At 57.8% G+C, this 18016-nt stretch carries 14 protein-coding genes; 5 read left to right on the forward strand and 9 right to left on the reverse strand.

The genetic code is table 11. From position 1 onward, the window contains the following. Positions 1 to 799 precede the first annotated feature (799 nt). Positions 800 to 2980: a TonB-dependent receptor gene (locus tag ACYVGS_RS09725; protein WP_460588490.1), complete on the forward strand. Its 2181-nt coding sequence runs from the start codon at positions 800 to 802 to the stop codon at positions 2978 to 2980. Between the two features lie 18 nt (positions 2981 to 2998). Here ACYVGS_RS09725 and ACYVGS_RS09730 read toward each other — a convergent pair whose 3' ends face one another. After that, positions 2999 to 3238 (reverse strand): hypothetical protein, encoded by a 240-nt coding sequence (locus tag ACYVGS_RS09730; RefSeq protein WP_460588491.1) that lies wholly within the window; start codon positions 3236 to 3238, stop codon positions 2999 to 3001. A gap of 46 nt (positions 3239 to 3284) precedes the next feature. After that, on the reverse strand, positions 3285 to 3842 hold the full coding sequence (locus tag ACYVGS_RS09735) for an HdeD family acid-resistance protein (protein WP_460588492.1): 558 nt from the start codon (positions 3840 to 3842) through the stop codon (positions 3285 to 3287). A gap of 153 nt (positions 3843 to 3995) precedes the next feature. On the opposite strand from ACYVGS_RS09735, the gene ACYVGS_RS09740 reads away from it, so the two are divergent. Together ACYVGS_RS09740 and ACYVGS_RS09745 are read left to right on the forward strand one after the other, a co-directional pair. Beyond that, a complete protein-coding gene (locus ACYVGS_RS09740) occupies positions 3996 to 4838 on the forward strand; it encodes a YihY/virulence factor BrkB family protein (protein ID WP_460588493.1) in 843 nt (280 codons plus the stop codon). A gap of 282 nt (positions 4839 to 5120) precedes the next feature. Then, complete coding sequence (locus ACYVGS_RS09745) at positions 5121 to 6314, forward strand: PQQ-dependent sugar dehydrogenase (protein WP_460588494.1); 1194 nt, start codon at positions 5121 to 5123, stop codon at positions 6312 to 6314. A gap of 56 nt (positions 6315 to 6370) precedes the next feature. Here ACYVGS_RS09745 and ACYVGS_RS09750 read toward each other — a convergent pair whose 3' ends face one another. From ACYVGS_RS09750 to ACYVGS_RS09765, 4 genes are all read right to left on the reverse strand, one after another. Next, positions 6371 to 6808, reverse strand: a complete 438-nt coding sequence (locus ACYVGS_RS09750) for a DUF3429 domain-containing protein (RefSeq protein WP_460588495.1) — start codon at positions 6806 to 6808, stop codon at positions 6371 to 6373. Beyond that, positions 6805 to 7554: a response regulator transcription factor gene (locus ACYVGS_RS09755; RefSeq protein WP_460588496.1), complete on the reverse strand. Its 750-nt coding sequence runs from the start codon at positions 7552 to 7554 to the stop codon at positions 6805 to 6807. The genes ACYVGS_RS09750 and ACYVGS_RS09755 overlap by 4 nt, the downstream gene beginning before the upstream one ends. Beyond that, a complete protein-coding gene (locus ACYVGS_RS09760) occupies positions 7544 to 9484 on the reverse strand; it encodes a sensor histidine kinase (protein WP_460588497.1) in 1941 nt (646 codons plus the stop codon). The genes ACYVGS_RS09755 and ACYVGS_RS09760 overlap by 11 nt, the downstream gene beginning before the upstream one ends. 209 nt (positions 9485 to 9693) lie before the next feature. Continuing rightward, positions 9694 to 10926, reverse strand: a complete 1233-nt coding sequence (locus ACYVGS_RS09765; protein ID WP_460588498.1) for a choice-of-anchor U domain-containing protein — start codon at positions 10924 to 10926, stop codon at positions 9694 to 9696. A gap of 387 nt (positions 10927 to 11313) precedes the next feature. Between ACYVGS_RS09765 and ACYVGS_RS09770 the strand changes: the two genes are divergently transcribed. After that, positions 11314 to 13212: a TonB-dependent receptor gene (locus ACYVGS_RS09770; protein ID WP_460588499.1), complete on the forward strand. Its 1899-nt coding sequence runs from the start codon at positions 11314 to 11316 to the stop codon at positions 13210 to 13212. 191 nt (positions 13213 to 13403) lie between these two features. Continuing rightward, positions 13404 to 14891 (forward strand): sensor domain-containing diguanylate cyclase, encoded by a 1488-nt coding sequence (locus ACYVGS_RS09775; protein ID WP_460588500.1) that lies wholly within the window; start codon positions 13404 to 13406, stop codon positions 14889 to 14891. Between the two features lie 89 nt (positions 14892 to 14980). Here ACYVGS_RS09775 and ACYVGS_RS09780 read toward each other — a convergent pair whose 3' ends face one another. The 3 genes from ACYVGS_RS09780 to ectB form a co-directional block, all read right to left on the reverse strand. Next, entirely contained in the window at positions 14981 to 15370 is a 390-nt protein-coding gene (locus tag ACYVGS_RS09780) for a UrcA family protein (RefSeq protein ID WP_460588501.1), read from the reverse strand. 218 nt (positions 15371 to 15588) lie between these two features. Continuing rightward, a complete protein-coding gene (locus tag ACYVGS_RS09785) occupies positions 15589 to 16347 on the reverse strand; it encodes a thioredoxin domain-containing protein (protein ID WP_460588502.1) in 759 nt (252 codons plus the stop codon). 291 nt (positions 16348 to 16638) lie between these two features. Beyond that, complete coding sequence (gene ectB, locus ACYVGS_RS09790) at positions 16639 to 17892, reverse strand: aspartate aminotransferase family protein (RefSeq protein WP_460588503.1); 1254 nt, start codon at positions 17890 to 17892, stop codon at positions 16639 to 16641. Positions 17893 to 18016 lie beyond the last annotated feature (124 nt).

Genomic DNA, 18016 nt, shown 5'->3' on the forward strand with positions numbered 1-18016 from the left:
ATCAACTTCGATGCTGAGCTGTCGATTCATTGATTTCTACAGTTTTTCAACGGCCTGCTAAGGGTTTCGGCAGGCTTATCGAGGAGGAATGGAATCTCTTTAGGCGGTGTCGGGAGAGACACGGTAAAATAGTCAGTGCCAGTACTTGACCCTTTTGCCGGCAGTAGAGTGGATGGGCGTCTCCACAGGCTTGGTGGTTTTTTTACCCGGTTTGGCTGCATCTGACCCTGTTGAGCGGGGCTATCAGTAAAAAAATGAAATTATTTTTGAGGAATTTTTGAACATGGTATTTTTCATGGTATTTCCGATTCTGAGTAAAATAAGCCATTGATAAAAAAGAAAAAAAATGGCTTATTGATAATCGAGTGGGAGTAGCGGCGACTCATAGGGAGTGAATGCTGCCGAAAACCACCACAGCCGCTTTCCAGCCATAGCAATAGCAGAGCCAGCCGAAGCGTGCTGGCTCCCTGCGCAATCCTCGCTATCAAAACCACGCAGATCGCAAAACGACGATCCAGCCTGACCTGAAACCCGGTTCGTATCCTGTATCGGAGCATGGTAAGGTCGAATTCGCTCATTCATAAGAAAAATAAGCACAGCGTGAGCGAATTCATCACAAAAGCATAAAAAATGAGAGGACGTCACTATGAGGGCCGATCAAGAACCATCAAAACCAACATCACACCACTATCCTGTTGCCTTGTCTCCGGGTTTGCTCCACCGGTCACTGGCTTTGTCTTTTCTCGTTGCCCTGGGGGGCACTGCCTCGGCCAGCCAGTCGGTCATGGAGGAAATCATCGTGACATCGCAGAAGCGGGAACAGTCGCTTCAGGATGCTTCCGTGTCGGTGTCGGCATTCTCCGGCGATGCCATCAAGAAGATGGGCTTTGAAGAGGGGCTGGATATTGTTGCACAGGTCCCGAACATGAATTTCTTCGCAATCTTTGGTGAGGCCTCCAGCCCCTCCATCAGCCTGCGGGGTATCAGCCTGGTGAATTTTTCCGATTCCTGGGAGGCGCCGGTTGCGATGTACGTGGACGATGTCTATCGCGGCAACCCCGCCGGCTCGTCGATACAGCTGTTTGACCTGGCAAGAGTGGAGGTACTTCGCGGTCCCCAGGGCACTTTGTATGGGCGCAACGCAACGGGTGGCCTGGTGCATTATATTTCCAACGACCCAACAAACCAGCTGGAGGCCTCGGCAAGCTTCCAGGTTGGCAGCTATTCGGAGCGGATTTTCGAGGGCATGCTGAGCGGCCCGCTTGCGGAGAGCGTGCGCGGTCGTGTCGCGCTCAAGGTCAACCAGGCCGACGGCTGGCAGACCAACAACGCCGACCCGGTGAATGATTACGGGTTTCCAGTCGACACAGACCAGGATCTGAACGAAACGGACAGCTTGGGCTACCGCGCCAAACTGGCAGTGGATATTGGTGCGGACGCCGAGCTGCTTCTTGATGTGCATGGCAGTCAGGCGGACCAGGCGAGTGTGGGCTTTGCTCACATGGGCTACCAGGAAACTCCGGGCGGTGAAACCTGCTCCACCGCGCGCATTCACCGGGGCGAATGCACCAGCAACACCTTCCAAACGACTGGTATTGAACAGGCGGGTGGCGACTTCAATCCCGAGGACGTGTCCTCGAGTGTCAGCGGTGGGCTGGACACCGAAATTGATACTTTCGGGGTTTCCGCAAAGCTGGAATGGGCCTTCGAAAATGGCGTGAAGCTGACTTCCATTACCGCCTATGAAGAACTGGAAAAATACCTCCAGGATGATGGCGATGGTGTCGGTAGTGGTCCGGGTTTCGATGTGTTCTTTGACGAAGAATACAGTGTGGACGCCGAGCAGCTGTCCCAGGAGTTCAGGCTCGACAAGATGGATGAGGTGTCAAGCTGGGTCGTCGGTCTCTACCTCTACGATGACGAGCGGGACATGCGCACGCAGAATCCGACTGCTGTCGAGTTTGCCGATGCCGCAGAGATAGATTTCGCTCACCGGGAAGATGTAACGCTCGAGACGCAATCCGCTGCGCTTTTCGGCCAGTGGGAGTGGTTCTTTTCCAGGGAGTTTACGCTGGTCCTGGGGGCACGCTACACGGACGAGGAGCGCGACTACGACTACGTGAGGAATATCTCCTACTACAATACGCCGACCACCACGACGCCGACTCTGGTCCAGGACTCGATATCCGACCAGAACTTTTCCGGCCGAATCGGTCTGGACTGGCGCCCGGTGGATGAGACCCTGGTCTACACCAGTCTGTCCACGGGTTTCCGCAGTGGCGGGTATTCCGCCAGTTACAACAGTGTTCCCGAGGCCTTCGAGCCCGTGGATTCCGAGGAAATGACCAACTTTGAAGTTGGCCTGAAAACGTCGCTGCTGGGTGGCCGCGCCCGCCTGAACAGCGCTGCCTTCGTCTACGAGCTGGAGGGCTTCCAGGCCCAGTTGTTTGACACCCTGGCCAGTGGTGCCCGTATTCTCAATGCCGGTGACGTTACCGGATACGGTCTGGAAATGGAGCTCACTGCCCAGGTCAGCGAACGTTTCGAGGTGATCCTGGGTGCCGGCTACCTGTCGACGGAAATGGACTCGGATCAGTCCAGTCCCGTCGCGGGTGATCTCTATGACTACGATGGAATAGAGCTGCCCTCCGCACCGGAGTGGAGTTTCAATACGGTCATGCGCTACTACATTCCCCTGGGCGAGTCGGGGGAAGTCACCTTGCAGGCGGACTACTCCTGGCAGGATGATCACTTCCTCCAGGTGGAGAACGACCCCTACTCTCTTCAGGAGAGTTATGGCATTGCCAATGCCAAGGTCAGCTGGGCATCATCGGACGGGCGCTACATTCTCGAGGCCTTCGTCAACAACCTGACTGACGAGGAGTATTTCACCTATCAGAACACCCTGGGTGATGACTGGGGCTATGGGGTCTGGGGCAAGCCGCGTACCCTGGGGGCGCGGGTAACCTGGCATCTGTGAGCAGGGCTTGTGGTGCGCTCATCCTGCGGGTTCGTTCTTGACGATCCCGCGGATATTGAGGGCGGCCAGCCCAAACTGCAACACGACCAATGCCCACGCACCCGTGTGGGCACCCCAGACAACCCAGAGCACGTTACTCCCCAGGAATATCCAGAATCCGTGCTTGCGCTCGGTCTTGCGCTGGTAACCAACCAGCCATACCGCAACCAGAGTCACCAGCATGGCCGGCCATTGCAGAAGATCCAGAGCTGTGGCCATTGGGGAGCCGCTCAACAGACTTGCCACCGCTTGGGTAGTCGCGGTGTCACGTTCGCGTTGCCGTAGACAGCAGAATCAGGGTGATGCCGGAGAACAGCAGATCTATTCCCAGCAGCACACCGATAACCCAGCCGGCAGCCTCTGGCCAGAGCATCAGTATGAGCACCGCGAGTACCATCGGCATGATTCCGCTCACCAGCAGCCAGGTCCAGCCCTTCAGTGCTCGCAGTCGCCAGGCGGTCATGATCCGCATGATGCCAGTGATGATAAAAAAGAATGCTACGAGCAATGCCAGTGACAGAATGCCCGAGCGCGGGAAAAGCAGCAGTAGCATGCCGAGGCCGAGGGCAAACAGGGACGAGACCAGGGAGAAGTGAAAGCCGTGCCAACGCCCGGCGCGCCAGGCATGAATCAGCCCGGAGATCCCGCTGATCACCAGGATCCAGCCAATCAGCAGCTCGATCGTCAGGGCCGCTACCAGCGGAAACACAATGGCAGCGGCACCGAGCAGTGTGCTGACGACGCCCAGTGCCAGGAACCAGTTGCGACTGGCGCTGAATTCAGTGGAAACTGCTGAAACTGTGACCGACTCTGTCTTGCTCATCGTTTTTCCTCCGCAGTTTTGTTACCCATGCCTTACAAACTAACATAGAAGACGGGCGGTGCTCACGACGGTCCGCCTGAGAGGCTTCAGTAAGCCGAGTAGGCAATACCAGCATTTCACTGGAATTTGAGCCGCATGTGGGTGTCACGCACTATGCTTTCCAGCGCAGCCCGGACGGTCCGACGGACACAGAACTTCAGCCGGCGGGTGCTGCGTCATTTCCTCCGGAACCACGGCGTATTGCTTGCGGGCGGCGTTGGCTACAACGTGCTGCTCTCGGCGATTCCGCTGCTGGCACTGCTCGGGGTATTGCTGACGCACCTGGTCCCCGAGGGCCAGCTCATGGAGGTAATGCATATCCAGGTGCGCCACTTTGCCTCCAACTACGCTGATCTGATACTGGATGCCGTGCAGGCGTTTCTGGATTCGCGGGACCTCATTGGTCTGGTCGGCATTCCTGTCATGTTGATCTTCAGTTCCGCAGCGTTCCGGGGGCTGGAGGACTCCATTGCCATCATTTTTCGGCAGCCGGATACACCTCTACGCAGCTTCTGGGTATCCGCCGCCATGCACTACGTCTTCATCGCGGTACTGGGCATTGGCATGCTGACATTGACTCTGCTTTTCGGTCTTGCGGAGCTTTTCTATGACAGGCCCGCGATCATTCTATATCCGCTCAGTTTCGTCAGCGTTTTTATCTTGTTCAGTGCCATCTACAAGGTGCTTCCCATTGTTCGCATCGCGCTGCCGCGTGCCGTCATAGGTGGATTTATTGCGGCTGTTCTCTGGGAGGGCACCCGTCTGACGCTCATGTACTACATGCAAAACGTCTCTTTCGTCAACGTTATCTACGGCTCTCTGGCGACGATTATCATCTTGCTGATTACCCTGGAAATGGGTGCGGTCATCCTGCTCTTGGGGGCACAAGTGATTGCCGAGCTTGAAAAAAGTGCTCGTGCGGGGCTGCCCTGGTACCAGTCGCCACAGGAACCCTGAACTCGCCAGGGCAGGGTGTGGGAGGCTGAATAGTGGTAGGGTGGCTATACTAAGAACCGTAAAGTCGTACCACGCAAGCAGTAAGCGAGGGAAACCATGAGTTATGACATCCTCGGTCTGTCGGTGCGGCGTTAGGTGTCGCGCGGATACCCCAGTGATCCATGTCGCGGAATGTCGCCGTAAGGTGTTGTGAGCGCTCCCTCGCTCTCATTCCGCCGGCCTGACAAGGGATCGCGTAAAGTCAGGCTTGAGTCAAACCAGGACAGAAGGAGAAGGTCCCCCATGCAGCGTTCCTTGATTCACCGGCTTGCGCTTGTGCTGTTGCCCGGCGCCATTCCCGCACTCGGCGCCCAGCCTGAGGCAGGAACCAAGGCAGTGCCCGAAGCGGTGGTCGTCCTGGACGAGGTCGATTCCGAAGCCGCAACCTTTCGTGTCGTGCGGGTCGTGAGTAATCTGGAGCACCCCTGGGCGGTTGATTGGCTGCCTGACGGCAGGGCCCTGATTACCGAGCGCGGCGGTGCGCTGTACCTCGTGGATGGCAGCCAATCGACAGCGCTGTCCGGTGTACCCGACGTTTGGGCGGAAAACCAGGGTGGGCTTCTCGACGTTGCGGTATCGCCCGACTACGGTGAGAGTGGCTGGATTTACCTCACCCACGCCATCCGGGAGGAGGGCAAGGGAGGGACCGCGCTGACGCGTGTTCGTCTGGAAGGTGCCACGCTGGTCGATCGGGAGGAGATCTACCGGCAGACTCCGCTACTTGAACCGAATTATCACTTTGGCTCTCGGATCGCCTTTCAGGAGGGCGGAACCCTGCTGGTGACCATGGGTGAACGTGGTCAGCGGCGCGAGAGGCTCGTCGAGATACCGACCGCGCAGACCTCGGTGGGTACGACGGTACGTCTGGGTATGGACGGATCGGTGCCGCCCGACAATCCTTTCGTCGGTAAGGAGGGCTTCCGTCCAGAGGTTTTCAGCTATGGTCATCGGAATCAGCAGGGCATGGCCATTCATCCGCAAACCGGCGCCATCTTTCAGCACGAGCATGGGCCCCACGGTGGCGATGAACTCAACCTGATAGAACCGGGCAACAACTACGGTTGGCCCGCCTACAGCTACGGCGACACCTACAGGGGCCAGAAGCCAATCGGTGAAAAGACAGGTCCGGGAATTACCGATCCCGTCAAATACTGGGATCCCTCGCCGGCTTTTTCCGGCATGGCATTCTATACGGGGGATGACTTTCCCGAGTGGAAGAACGATCTCTTCATGGGGGCACTGGCCCACCAGAAGGTCCTCCGTATCGAACTGAGCACCGATAATCAGGTGCTTCACCAGGAGGAACTGCTGCGTGGTGAGCTCGGCCGCATCCGGGATGTCGCCATGGGTGTGGATGGCTATCTCTACCTACTCACCGACTCGCCGAACGGCGCGCTCTATCGACTGGAGCCCTTGGGCGTGCCAGCGGAACAGTAGGTGCGGGTGAGACAGTCTGGCGCGCCCGCACGAGGAGAACCGAAGAACTGACGCTATCAGGAGCCCGCGTTCGGGATTGAAGCTGACACCAGTAGAGCGAAGCCGGCCACCACCGTCAGCTCGATCCGCAACCGCGCATAATAGGCTGGCTGGGGGCGGAATAGCGTATGTGACCTCTCCACCAGTAGCATGAGCCCCAGGAGGGCGGCGGCGAAGGCTAAGAACTCCCCATCGGGCAGTATCCATTTGCCGGCCAGTGCGCCGAGAAAAATGGCATTACTCATGAGGAGTATTGGGGCACGACGGCGGACCAGGGCCAGGCCCCACCAGATGCCCGGCAGGAAGGCGACAATACCAAAGGCGTAGTCGGCCAGTAGCCCGCTGACCAGCGCCCTGTGCTCCTCACCCAGAGTCGCTAGTGCCAGTGGCGCAGCGACAAAGGGCAGCAAGCCAGCGCGTCCCAGGAGCGTCGCGACGGTCGGCAGGGCGCTCATGGCGACTGGGCGCCCGTGTGCCTTGGGGTGGAACCCGTTTCCGGCGACTTGTCCAGGAAGACGACGCCGCGCCCGAAGATCGAGCGGATGTCGAGGGGAATTTCAAGCTTGCGCGCCTTGCTTCTCAGGCGGCTGATGATGACATCAATACGATGGTGGTCAAAGCTCTCACTGGTGCCAAAAACCAGTTCGTGCAGTAATGCTTTGCTGCAGACTTCGTTCCGGCGTTGATACAAAATTTCCATCAGCCGGTGTTCTCGCGGTGTCAGTGGCAGGCATTTTCCCGCCGGGTCGTACAGTCCCATTGGAGTCAGCCTCCAGTTCGATGTGTTGACACTTTGCACTGGCGAGAGGTCCGGCGTATCTCGTCCAATGCAGATGCGCCGCCATAGTGCCTCTATGTTCTCCTGCAAGTCAGCAAAGTTTACCGGCTTGACCAGGTAGAGGTCAGACCCAAGAGCCAGTCCGCGCTGTCTTTCCTGGGCAGCGCCACGTGCTGTGACTACGATAAGCCCATAGTCGCCGCGTAGACGCTTCAGGAACCGCACCACACTAAAACCATCCTCGCCGGGAAGCCCGATATCCACAATCACGATATCCGCAGCAGATTTATGAAGCTGCTTCCAGAAGCTCTCGGCACTTTCTGTCGCCCAGGCATTGAAGCCCTGGGCTTGCAGAAAAAATAGCAGTTCTTCGCGTAGCTCGGGGCTGTCTTCAAGAATAGCGATATTCGGTTCAGGCATCATCGGCTTGTGTTCCGTGATGGGGGATAAAAAGTGTGAAGCAGCAGCCATTCGGAGAATTGCGTGTCAGTACAAGGTCGCCGCCATGGGCAAGGGCTATTTCCCGTGACACATACAAGCCGAGTCCGACACCGGAGCTTCGCATATGACCCTGCTGAAAGCGTTCAAAAAGCCTTTCTGCCAGGCTGCTTTCTATTCCCGGTCCCTGGTCGCATACCGATAGTTCGAGCCTGTGCGGACTCAGACAAACAATGACCCGGATTTCTGGCCCAGTGGAATACTTCACGGCATTATCCAGTAAATTGGATATGGCGATCCGCAGCAAGCCTTCATCTGCCGTAATGTCGGGAGCAACTGCATTATCACCAGAAGTCTCGGGAAAGTTCGATTCCACGACCAGTGAATGCTTAGGTGAAAGTCGAGCGATGGCCCCGGCGCTATCGATCACTTGATGGATATCGGTTGGTCCATATTCCAGTTGCAGGTGCGAGGCGTTCAGGCGTGAATCGGCGAGGCAGTTGTCAGTCAGTTGCACTAATCGTTCATTGGCACGGACGATGTTGGCGATTCGGGATTGGCGTTGTGTTCTATCGAGATCAAGGTGCTGCAAATTATGCAGTGCTGCACTGATCACGGACAGTGGTGTTCGAAACTCGTGTGCAACCATACCCATGAACTGTCTTTGATGGGAGCGTGCCTCACGTGACACCTCGAGATCGTGGGATAATTGCAGTCGGGTTCTTTCAAGTCGCTCCTCGTTGAGGGCATTGATTGTAATCAGAGCAAGTACGATCAGCGTGTTAACCACGAGGCCATATTGCCATAGCGCATACAAGTGCTCGTGATAGGGCAACACTCCAAACAGGGATAGTAGTGCCAGCAAGGCGGTGAGCAGGTACCAGGTAGATGCCACGCTGAAGCCGCGCTCCATTGCGGAGCGTGGCTGCTGGCGACGGAGTCCGCGAACTGAGATGGAGCCCAGAATCACAATTGCAATCGCACAAAGGACAAACTGCATCTGAATCGCGTAGTTGTAAAGGTCCAGCGGGATACTGATTGGCGAGGCAAATATAACTGATATAAGAGCCATGACAAGGCGGTGCAGACGCGGACTCTCTCGTCGCGTATTCAATGCTTCAGCACACATCCAGAAGAGACAGCCATAGGATGTCAGGGTAAGTATGCTGGTCAGGTAGTGCTGCATCTGCCAGGGTATAGAGCCCAGCAACCAGTCGATATAGCCCTGTATGCAGGCGACCAAAAGGTAAGTGCTGGAGAATAGGCAGAGTAGCCAAAGTAACTTGCGTCGGGTCAGCAGAGCGATTAGCAGCGCCAGGCCCGTCGAGAGGGATGCCAGTCCAAAATAGAAGCCCCAGAAAACGCTTTCACGACTGGCATGTTCCAGAAAAGCTGCGGGTTTCCACAGTTTTCCATGCAATAGCATTGCGCTACTGCTCTTGTAGTGAAATATCAATTCATAGGTGTCACTGTCCGCGGGAGGGGGCTGCAGGATGAGCAAAGGGTGTCGATAATTGATGTCGCCGCGGGGTAGCGGAGACCTGTCCCCGAGTTCTTCAGGGATCCAGTGCCAGGGAGCATTCGAAGAACGTCGATAGACCGTGAGCTGATCAAGGAAGACCGGGCCCAGTTGCAGCCAAAGTTCTCCGCTGTTCTCGAACAGGTGGCGGGGAATGTAGACGCGTGCCCAGTAGGCGGAGCGTGTATAACCGTGCGATATGACGGCCTGGCGGGGTACGAGCTCTGTGTCCGGAATTGCCAGAAACTCTGTCAGCGTAAGCGCGTCGGAAGGGGCTTCCCGCTCAAGGAAGACCAGCTCCGATCCGGGCAGTGATACCGCCGGGTGAGCCGACAGTGTCCATAGCAGTACGCCGCACGCAACGAGCAGACGTGCAATGATTGAGTTGGTGAACACCTGTCCTTCCCTGGCAGCTTCCCTGCTGCGAAGTGCCCATCCGGGTTTGCCAGGACTTACCACGCCGCATGCGGTGTCATCTTATCAGCTGCTATGGCGTGGTTTCCATTATCGGTGGCATGCCCAAGGCAAAGGCCTCCGGCAAGTCAATGCCGGAAGCCTTTGCCTGGTCCAGATTGGCGCTGCAAGGCGCCAATCTGCCGAGGCAGTCAGCTGCGCTTGCGCATGCGGCTAGCGCCTATCCAGGAGAGCCCGGCACCCAGTATGCCAATAGCCCAGAGAGGCAGGGTCCAGACAGGCTGCGGTGCCGCGCTCGCCGCGGCGGCGTAGCCTACGGTTACCGGGTCGACAATCACGCCATTGGCGATGCCGTCCTCATCGTACGGCCCACCGTCCGTCAAGGTGTAGGTCAGTACTGAACCCGAAACGCTGGCACCGGCAATCGGTGCCCAGTCCCCGGCATCGTTGATCTTGTAGACGGCAGCGCCCGGGAGCAGGTCGTCGCCCAGGTCGACACTGACCTGGATGGATTCGCCGACTGCGCAGCTCTCAAGGGTGAACTCGATGGCTCGGCCGATACCGGTAATGCCGGCAGGAATGGCTTGCAGCGGCAGGTTGGGGTTGAATGAGCCATTCATGATGGAGCAGCTGGATGTCGCGGTGCCGGGTGTGGTTTCCAGGATGCTCCCGCCATTCTGCTCGAGTGTCACCGCGTTAGGGAAGGGGTCGTCCTCATCGTTCGTGCCGTCACCGTCGCTATCCGTCGGTTCTTCAATGGCGTCGTCCACGGTACCGCTGCCTACAACGATGGGGTCTGGGGTCGAGGGCGGCGGCGGTGTGAGGTTGACGTAAAATTTGTCCATCCCGAAGCAGTAAGTACCACCCTCTGACTCAAACCAGAAGGCCTGGATGCCGTCGAATTCGGGCCCCAGGTAGATCTCCCGGACGCCGTCGCTAATGCCCCAGTCTTCAGAGGGGAGTTTGGAGCGAAACGAGGCTGTGACACCGTCCCTGGAGGCCACAATATAGGTGTCCTCGTTACCGGTAGCGGCGCCACCACCGTTTTCGGTGTTACTTGTCAGGACATAGTAGTTCAGGTCGAAGGTTTCCCCTGACTCGGCCCGGAACAAGAGTCGATCCATGCCATTGCTGGCGCCACCCGCGCTCCAGTGACCGTGAACGACGCCCTCGCTCTCCGAGTAATACTTGCCCACTGTGACCACGGCGCCTGTCGGCTCGACAGTCATGCGGAAGCTGGATTCTGTGTAGTCGACGGTTGATGAGTATCTAGTGCTATCGCCGCTGATGGGTGACACCACGTCACCGGAACTTGAGGTGGCGCTGCCGTCGCTGAAGTCGTAGATGAATCCCGTCTCCGCCAGTGCTGCACTGCCTTGCAACAGCAGGATAATACTGGCGCTGCCCCTGATCAGTCTTTTCACGCTTTCCCCTTCCTTTGAATGGTGTTTTCGCGCCGCTTGATGGGTCGATGGATAGCCACCGGCCTCGGCGGATTGACTATCGGTGTTTCCGGGGTGCGATGTCAGTCTCAGAGGTCTCAAAGGGCTCTCAATTTGCATTGCTGCCAGTGATGGTGGGCGAGGGGCGTTGCGCTGGAGGCCATCAGTTTCCGGTTTCATCGGCACTGGCGACGTGTGGGCTGAAAAGCAGGTCTTGTGATGCCTGGCTCAGGTTGACTTACCGATGTTTTACTTTTCTTAATATGAATGATAATAATTCGCGTTCCGATTTTTTATGAGGGGGAGTTTATGACATACCGAAATGATCTCATAGTTGGCTTGAGCGGACTTGTGCTCGGGGCAGGTGTCATGCAGTCGGGGCTCGCGGAAGCACAGGGTCAGCCGGGGAAGGAGAGGCTCGAGCATGTCGTTGTGCTCGGTCAACGCATCGACAGTGTTTTGACGAGCCTGGATATTGAGCGCCGACAGGCCAACGACCTGGACGACCTTTTTGCCGGTGTGCCAACCGTGTTGGTTGGCGGCTCGGTGGGGGCCGCCCAGAAGATCTATGTTCGGAATCTGGGTGAGGACACCTTGAACATCATGATCGACGGCGCGACACAGTCGGGGGTGACCTATCATCACACGGGTCGGATAACCATCGAACCGGAACTCCTCAGGGAGGTTGAGGTACAGGTAGGTGCAGGCGAGGCCACCAACGGCCCCGGGGCCATGGGTGGCGCGATTCGTTTCGAGACGAAGGATCCACAGGACCTGTTGGCAACCGGGAGGAGCGCTGGTGCAATGGTCAAGACCGGTTTCTACAGTAATACGGAAGGAGTGAAATCGAGCTTCACGGGCTATGCTCGCCTGGGGGCCGGCTGGCGTGCTCTGGCCAGCTATGTCTATTCCGACCAGGCGGAGATGGAGGACGGCGACGGCAACGCGCTCGCCGGCACGGAGTCTCAGCAAACGCTGGGCTATGCGAAACTTGTGGGTGACTTGGGCGAGACACAGCAGCTCAGTTTGAGCTATGAACAGCTGGACGAGGAGGGCGAGAAGCTTCGCCGGCCCGAGTGGGCCGAGAGTCCGGCCAACCCGGCCTGGGACCTGGAGTTCACGCGCAAGACCACGACCGGAAATTATCGCTGGCAGCCGCAACACCATGACTGGCTGGATATCAGTGTGGCTCTTTATCATACGGATTTCGAAATCTACCGTCCCATAGACAGCTATACCAGCTCAGTGGATACCTGGGGGCTGGATCTGCGTAATACGAGCGGTGCCGGAAATCATGAATTTACCTATGGCATCGATTACCGCGACGACGAGGTGACGGCGGGAGAACTGCCGAATGATGATGCGGAGAAGGAAAGCAGCTCGGTACTGGGGTACTACCTGCAGGATCACTGGCAGCTTACGGCGGATTTCCTCTTAAGCCTGGGTGTGCGTTATGACCAGTTTGATCTGACTGACGACGATGCCAACGATTTCGAAGAGAACGGTTTTTCCCCCAATGCCGGTTTTTCCTGGAGTATCACACCGGCGCTGACGCTCAGCGGCGGCTATGCCGAAGCGCTGCGGGGACCGGAAACCAATGATGGATTCAAGTTATTTGGCACTACCAATGACCCTGACCTCGAGGGTGAACGCGCGAAAAACGCCGAGCTCGGCCTTACCTATGACTGGCGTCGATTCACCTTTTCTATGGGGCTTCACGATGTCACCATTGAGGATGCCATCGGTAACGCGCTGCCGTGGTCGCGCCATTATGAGAACCTGGGTGATATCGAATCGGATGGCTATGCCCTGGGTATGCGTTACAGCGACGAGCGCATGCGATTGAAAGTCGACTTTGTCAGTACGGACGCCGAGTTGAATGGCGAGCCACTCACCCGCTATGCCTACGGCTACCTGGGTACCACCACCGGAGACACTCTGACGCTTGACCTAGGTTACTCCATCAGCGAGAGCCTGGAGGCCGGCTGGACTGCCCAGTGGGTACAGGACGTGGAGAACATTCAGGTCGAATCTGCCGACGCGGCCATCGACAAGCCCGGTTACAACGTTCACGACCTCTACCTGCAGTGGAGCCCCCGACAGGCGCCCAAGCTGCAAGTTACCCTGTCGGTGAAGAATGTCTTCGATGAGGTCTACCTGGATCACGGTAGCATCGAGGATTTCACTGCGATTCCGGGCTACGAGGCGATTGTCGGCCAGCGCGCCCAGGGGCGCGATCTGCGTCTCGGTTTCACGCTCGCCTTCTGACCCAGTGTCATCCGCCCAATCGCACACGGCACAGGCTGGAAGTGGTGTGCTGTGTGCGGCCTGCTGAAGGGCCGGGAAGTATCCTTTTCACTTGACCCGACTGCCCTTTATTACTCTAAACTAAGGGGTCTTTGCGTAACCCGCTTGTGTCAGGCGCAGGCGCTTTTTCCTACCCGCGGACCCCTAACACCATGGCCGATCATGAAACCGGAAGCAATTTCCTTGAGCTGACGGCGCGCTTCCGCGAATTTCATCGCTTGAGTCTGAGTCGCTATGATTCCTATAGCGCGCTGTACGAGGATTACCTGAAGACCGGTATGCAACTGTTTGACATGCCGGTGGGCATCGTCAGCAGAATCAGCGAGGGGCAGTATACGATTCTCGCCGTCGCGCCCGACTCCGTGGGCTTCGCGGCGGGTGACAGCATGCCGCTTGGCGATACCTACTGCTCGGCGGTGATTAGTCAGCAGAGGACCATGGCGGTCTCCCATGCGGCCGTGGATCCCGCGCTGGGCGGGCACCCGGCCTACCGTCAGATGCTGCTTGAGTCCTACCTTGCGGCGCCTATCTGGGTCGAGGGGGAAATTTTCGGCACGCTCAACTTCACGGCACCCGAGGCGCGCCAGCACCCCTTCGATGAAACGGATATCGAACTGATAGAACTGATGGCCGGCCGCATCGGCCAGGTCGTTGAGCAGGATCAGGCAGACCGCCGACGCCAGGACGCGCTGCGCCGGCTGCGAGTAAACACGGAGTTGTTCGAGAGTGCCTTCCAGTATGCGCCCATCGGGATGGCACTGGTGAGCCTCGAGGGCCGATGGTTGCGGGTCAACCGGGCCGTGACGGCCATCTTCGGTTACAGCGAAAGCGAGTTGCTGGCGATTAATTTCCAGCAGATCACTCACCCTGATGATCTGGATACGGACCTGGCTTTCCTGCTGGAAATGCTGGCGGGCCAACGTGACAGTTATCGCATGGAGAAGCGCTATTTCCACAAGGGTGGCAGGGAAATATGGGCGCTTCTCAGCGTGTCGATGGTGCGCGACGAGACCGGAGCGCCGGACTACTTCGTTTCCCAGATACAGGACATCACGGCCCAGAAGCAGGCCGAGGCGGAGCTGCTTCAGCAGCAGCGTGAACTCGAGTCGCTCAACCACCGGCTGGCAGTGCTTTCGACCACCGATCCCCTGACCCAGCTGGGCAATCGTCGGGAACTGGACCGACGCCTGTCGGAGGAGTTGCATCGCAGCGCACGCACCGGGGAGCCCTTGTCTCTGCTGGTTGTCGATGTCGACCACTTCAAGCGCTACAACGACACTTACGGCCACCCGGCGGGCGATGTCGCCCTGCGCAAGATGGCGAAGGTCTTGCAGAGGCTCGCTCGGGTGAATGACTGTGCGGTACGCCTGGGCGGTGAGGAATTCGTGCTGTTGCTGCCGCATACCGATGAAACCGGCTGTTGTACCGTCGCGCGACGCCTCAGCGGGATGGTGCATTCCATTACTGGCCTGGAAACTCCCATCAGCGTGAGTAGCGGGGGTGCAACCTGGACGCCTGCCATGGGGTCAACCCGGGTGCCGGATGGAGAGTTCTTGCTGGGTAATGCCGACGCCGCACTTTATCGCGCCAAGCAGGAGGGCAGGGATCGGCACTGCCAGTCACGCGGGCTTTCGCAATAGTGGCTTAACCGCATCGCGCTGCCCGCAAATTACGAAGAGTGTCGTAGAAGCGCCGGGGCACAGCAGGTGCCCCGGCGGTGTCTGCACGCTTATTCAAGCATGGCAATTTCTTCCAGCTGGGCCATGGTGTCCGATACCGCACGGCGTATGCACTCGGGGGTGCGTGGCTGGCCGAAAGGAAGCTCCTCCTCAAGCTGTTCGCAAACGCTTGTTGCTGCCTCCTCGACTCGATCCCGCGCTTTGCGCATATCGGCGGTGCGGGTGATATCCAGGTCCGCGATGTTTACCACCATGCTTTTTTGTGCAACAACGGTCTTGCCGTAGGGCGGCGAGGTGCGTTGCTCGCTGGTGATGCGTGGAGCGAGCACGGTGATTTCCTCGATTTTCTTTTCTGCCGCCAATGCAGTCCCTTGTGTCAGGGCGAGTGTGCAAATTGCCGCTGTCATGGCGAGTAGGCGTGACAGTGATCTGATAAACATGATTCTGCGCTCCTTCTCGGTTGGTTTTCAGGCAGCGCCGCGTCTGCTTTCCTACGGCGCGAGAAAGACCGAAAATTCGTGCCAAAACTACCCGATGTCGTGCCTTCGCATGGCAAGCGAATTTTCGGGTTGGTCATTAGCGTAGCAAAGTTATCATTTTCTGCAGCCTTGGGCGAAGGGAGTGCCGGCAAGTCCCGATTCTGCTGACCGCCAGGCGTTCACTTTATCGCCATCCATATGCCCATCGCGATCATCATCAGGTTTTCAGTCAGCGACACAAAGCCCAGGGGCACGTTGCTGTCGCCACCCACGCAGGCGCACTTCAGCTCGCGTTGGTCAATGTACACTGCCTTGAATACGGAGACTGCGCCAATGGTGCCGATGAACAGCGCTACCGGTACTGCGATCCACATCAGCGCGCCGGCAATCATCAGGACGCCGGCCAGGGCCTCACCGAAGGGATAGACGTAGGCATAGCGCACCTCGCGCTGTGCCAGCAGGTCGTAGCCGAGAAACTGATTGGTAAAGCTCGACAGGTCCTGGAGTTTCAATATCGCCAGGATCGACATGGAGATGGCAATAAACCACTCGCCGCCACGCAGGGTGAAAGGTGTACCGAAGGCCGCATGGCTGGCGCCCAGTGCCATCAGCAATGCCACGCCAAATACCGCGATAACAGGCTGGTAGCTGGTGCTGTCCCGATTCTCTTCGGCGGGTTTTTTCCCCAGGTGAACTTTCAGTTCCTCATAGCCACCGATGCGCTTGCCGTCAATGAATACCTGTGGCGTTGTCTCCACCTTGTGTTCGCGCTTGAAGGCTTCGGTGTCCTCGCGTGTCTCCAGGTGGTGGTCCTCAACGTCGTAGCCCGCGCGTTTCAGCAGACTTTTTGATTTCAGGCCAAACGGGCAGACATGGTTGTGCATGACCATGCGATAGAGCACGGCTGATTCAGATTTTTGGGAGGTATCTGAGTTCATGCTGCACATTCCTCGCGTTGCAATGGTTCAGGTATCCGACACCCCGATCCTGCCTCGGTTCGACATAATCGACCGCGGTGACGGATTTGAAGCTTTGCTATCCGTTTACTAGCTTGAGGGTTATGCAGCTGTGGATCAACTGGCGGTTAGTGAACATGTGTAGACCGACCGCCGAATTCGAAAGAGGAGTGCAGTGGCTGTTGCCGGAGAGGTGCGCGCCGTAGCCCCCGAGAGGGGGCTATCAACGCAAGCTTTGGTATGCAGTCACCCCGGTTGCCCGGGGTGTCGAAATCAGCTGTGCTTTTTCGCCACTTCCCGGAAGGCTTCGCAGAAAATATCCAGTCCTTCCTGCAGAATCTTATCCTCGATGGTCAGGGCAACAAACAGCTTGTTGACGTGCCCGTCAGCACCGCAGGTTTCGGAGATCAGCATGCGCTCGAAAGCCGCGGCTGACACCTCGTCGGCGAAGCCGTCGATCGGCGTTTCGATACCTACCATCAGGCCGCGTCCCTTCACCCGGCAGTTCAGGCCGGGGAACTCGTCTCGCAGGCCGTTGAGGGTAGCCATGATGATATCGGTCTTGCGGTGCACTTCGCGGGAGAGTGTGTCATCGGACCAGTACTGGTCTATCAGTACCTTGGCCGCCACGAAGGCGAGGGAGTTGCCGCGAAAAGTCCCGGTATGCTCGCCCGGCGACCATACGTCCACTTCCGGGTTGATCAGCAGTAGGGCCATCGGGTTGCCGCCGCCAATCGATTTCGACAGGCAGACCAGATCGGGTTTGATGCCGGACTTCTCGAAGGAGAAGAACTCCCCGGTGCGGCCATTGCCAGACTGGATGTCATCGACGATCAACAGGATATCGTGCTTGCGGCAGAGCTTCTCGAGGCCCTGCAACCACTCGCTGGAGGCGACATTGATGCCCCCTTCCCCCTGGACCGTCTCCAGAATGACTGCTGCGGGTTTTTCCATACCCGAGCCTTTGTCCTCCAGGTAGCGCTCAAAGACATAGAGGGTGTCGATGTCGCCGAGGAAGCCGTCGAAGGGCATGAAGCTCACCGCACCCCGGGCACCGTAGGATTCGTCGCGGTAGGCTTCGTTGCCGGTGACCGCGAGAGCGCCCATGGTGTGGCCATGATAGGCGTTGGTAAAGGCGATGATATTGTTGCGACCCGTGGCCTGACGGGCCAGCTTCATGGCGGCCTCGGTGCAGTTGGTGCCCGTGGGGCCGGTGAACTGCAGCTTGTAGGTCATCTTGCGCGGCTCGAGGATCTTCTCGATGAAGGTTTCGAGAAACTCCTTCTTGGCCACGGTGGCCTTGTCCAGGCCGTGGGCAATACGGCGGTCCTTGAGGTACTGGATCTGAGCTTCCACGGCCTCTTCGGGATTGTGGCCGTAATTCAGGGTACCGGCACCGGCAAAGAAGTCGATGTAGCGCTTGCCGTCCTCGTCAAACAGTTCGGAGCCCATCGCCTTGTCAAACACGGTGGGGAATGAGCGGATGTAGCCTCGAACCTCGGATTCGTACTCGTCAAAAATTTCCACGGGGTAACCTTCCTGTGTTTTCTCGAGTGTGGGAAGCGCACCAGTATAACGCACCTGTCCCGGATTTGGTTCTTCGTCATTTCATGTGGATTTCAGGATCGAGCCCGCAGGGCTGGCAATCAGG

It is taken from the genome of Haliea atlantica (assembly GCF_054779855.1).

Excerpts from the sequence above, each read along its gene's own strand:
- ACYVGS_RS09730 (WP_460588491.1), bottom strand. The coding sequence starts at position 3,238 with ATGGCCACAGCTCTGGATCTTCTGCAATGGCCGGCCATGCTGGTGACT.
- ACYVGS_RS09735 (WP_460588492.1), bottom strand. The coding sequence starts at position 3,842 with ATGAGCAAGACAGAGTCGGTCACAGTTTCAGCAGTTTCCACTGAATTC.
- ACYVGS_RS09740 (WP_460588493.1), top strand. The coding sequence starts at position 3,996 with ATGCTTTCCAGCGCAGCCCGGACGGTCCGACGGACACAGAACTTCAGC.
- ACYVGS_RS09745 (WP_460588494.1), top strand. The coding sequence starts at position 5,121 with ATGCAGCGTTCCTTGATTCACCGGCTTGCGCTTGTGCTGTTGCCCGGC.
- ACYVGS_RS09750 (WP_460588495.1), bottom strand. The coding sequence starts at position 6,808 with ATGAGCGCCCTGCCGACCGTCGCGACGCTCCTGGGACGCGCTGGCTTG.
- ACYVGS_RS09755 (WP_460588496.1), bottom strand. The coding sequence starts at position 7,554 with ATGATGCCTGAACCGAATATCGCTATTCTTGAAGACAGCCCCGAGCTA.
- ACYVGS_RS09770 (WP_460588499.1), top strand. The coding sequence starts at position 11,314 with ATGCAGTCGGGGCTCGCGGAAGCACAGGGTCAGCCGGGGAAGGAGAGG.
- ACYVGS_RS09775 (WP_460588500.1), top strand. The coding sequence starts at position 13,404 with ATGGCCGATCATGAAACCGGAAGCAATTTCCTTGAGCTGACGGCGCGC.
- ACYVGS_RS09780 (WP_460588501.1), bottom strand. The coding sequence starts at position 15,370 with ATGTTTATCAGATCACTGTCACGCCTACTCGCCATGACAGCGGCAATT.
- ACYVGS_RS09785 (WP_460588502.1), bottom strand. The coding sequence starts at position 16,347 with ATGAACTCAGATACCTCCCAAAAATCTGAATCAGCCGTGCTCTATCGC.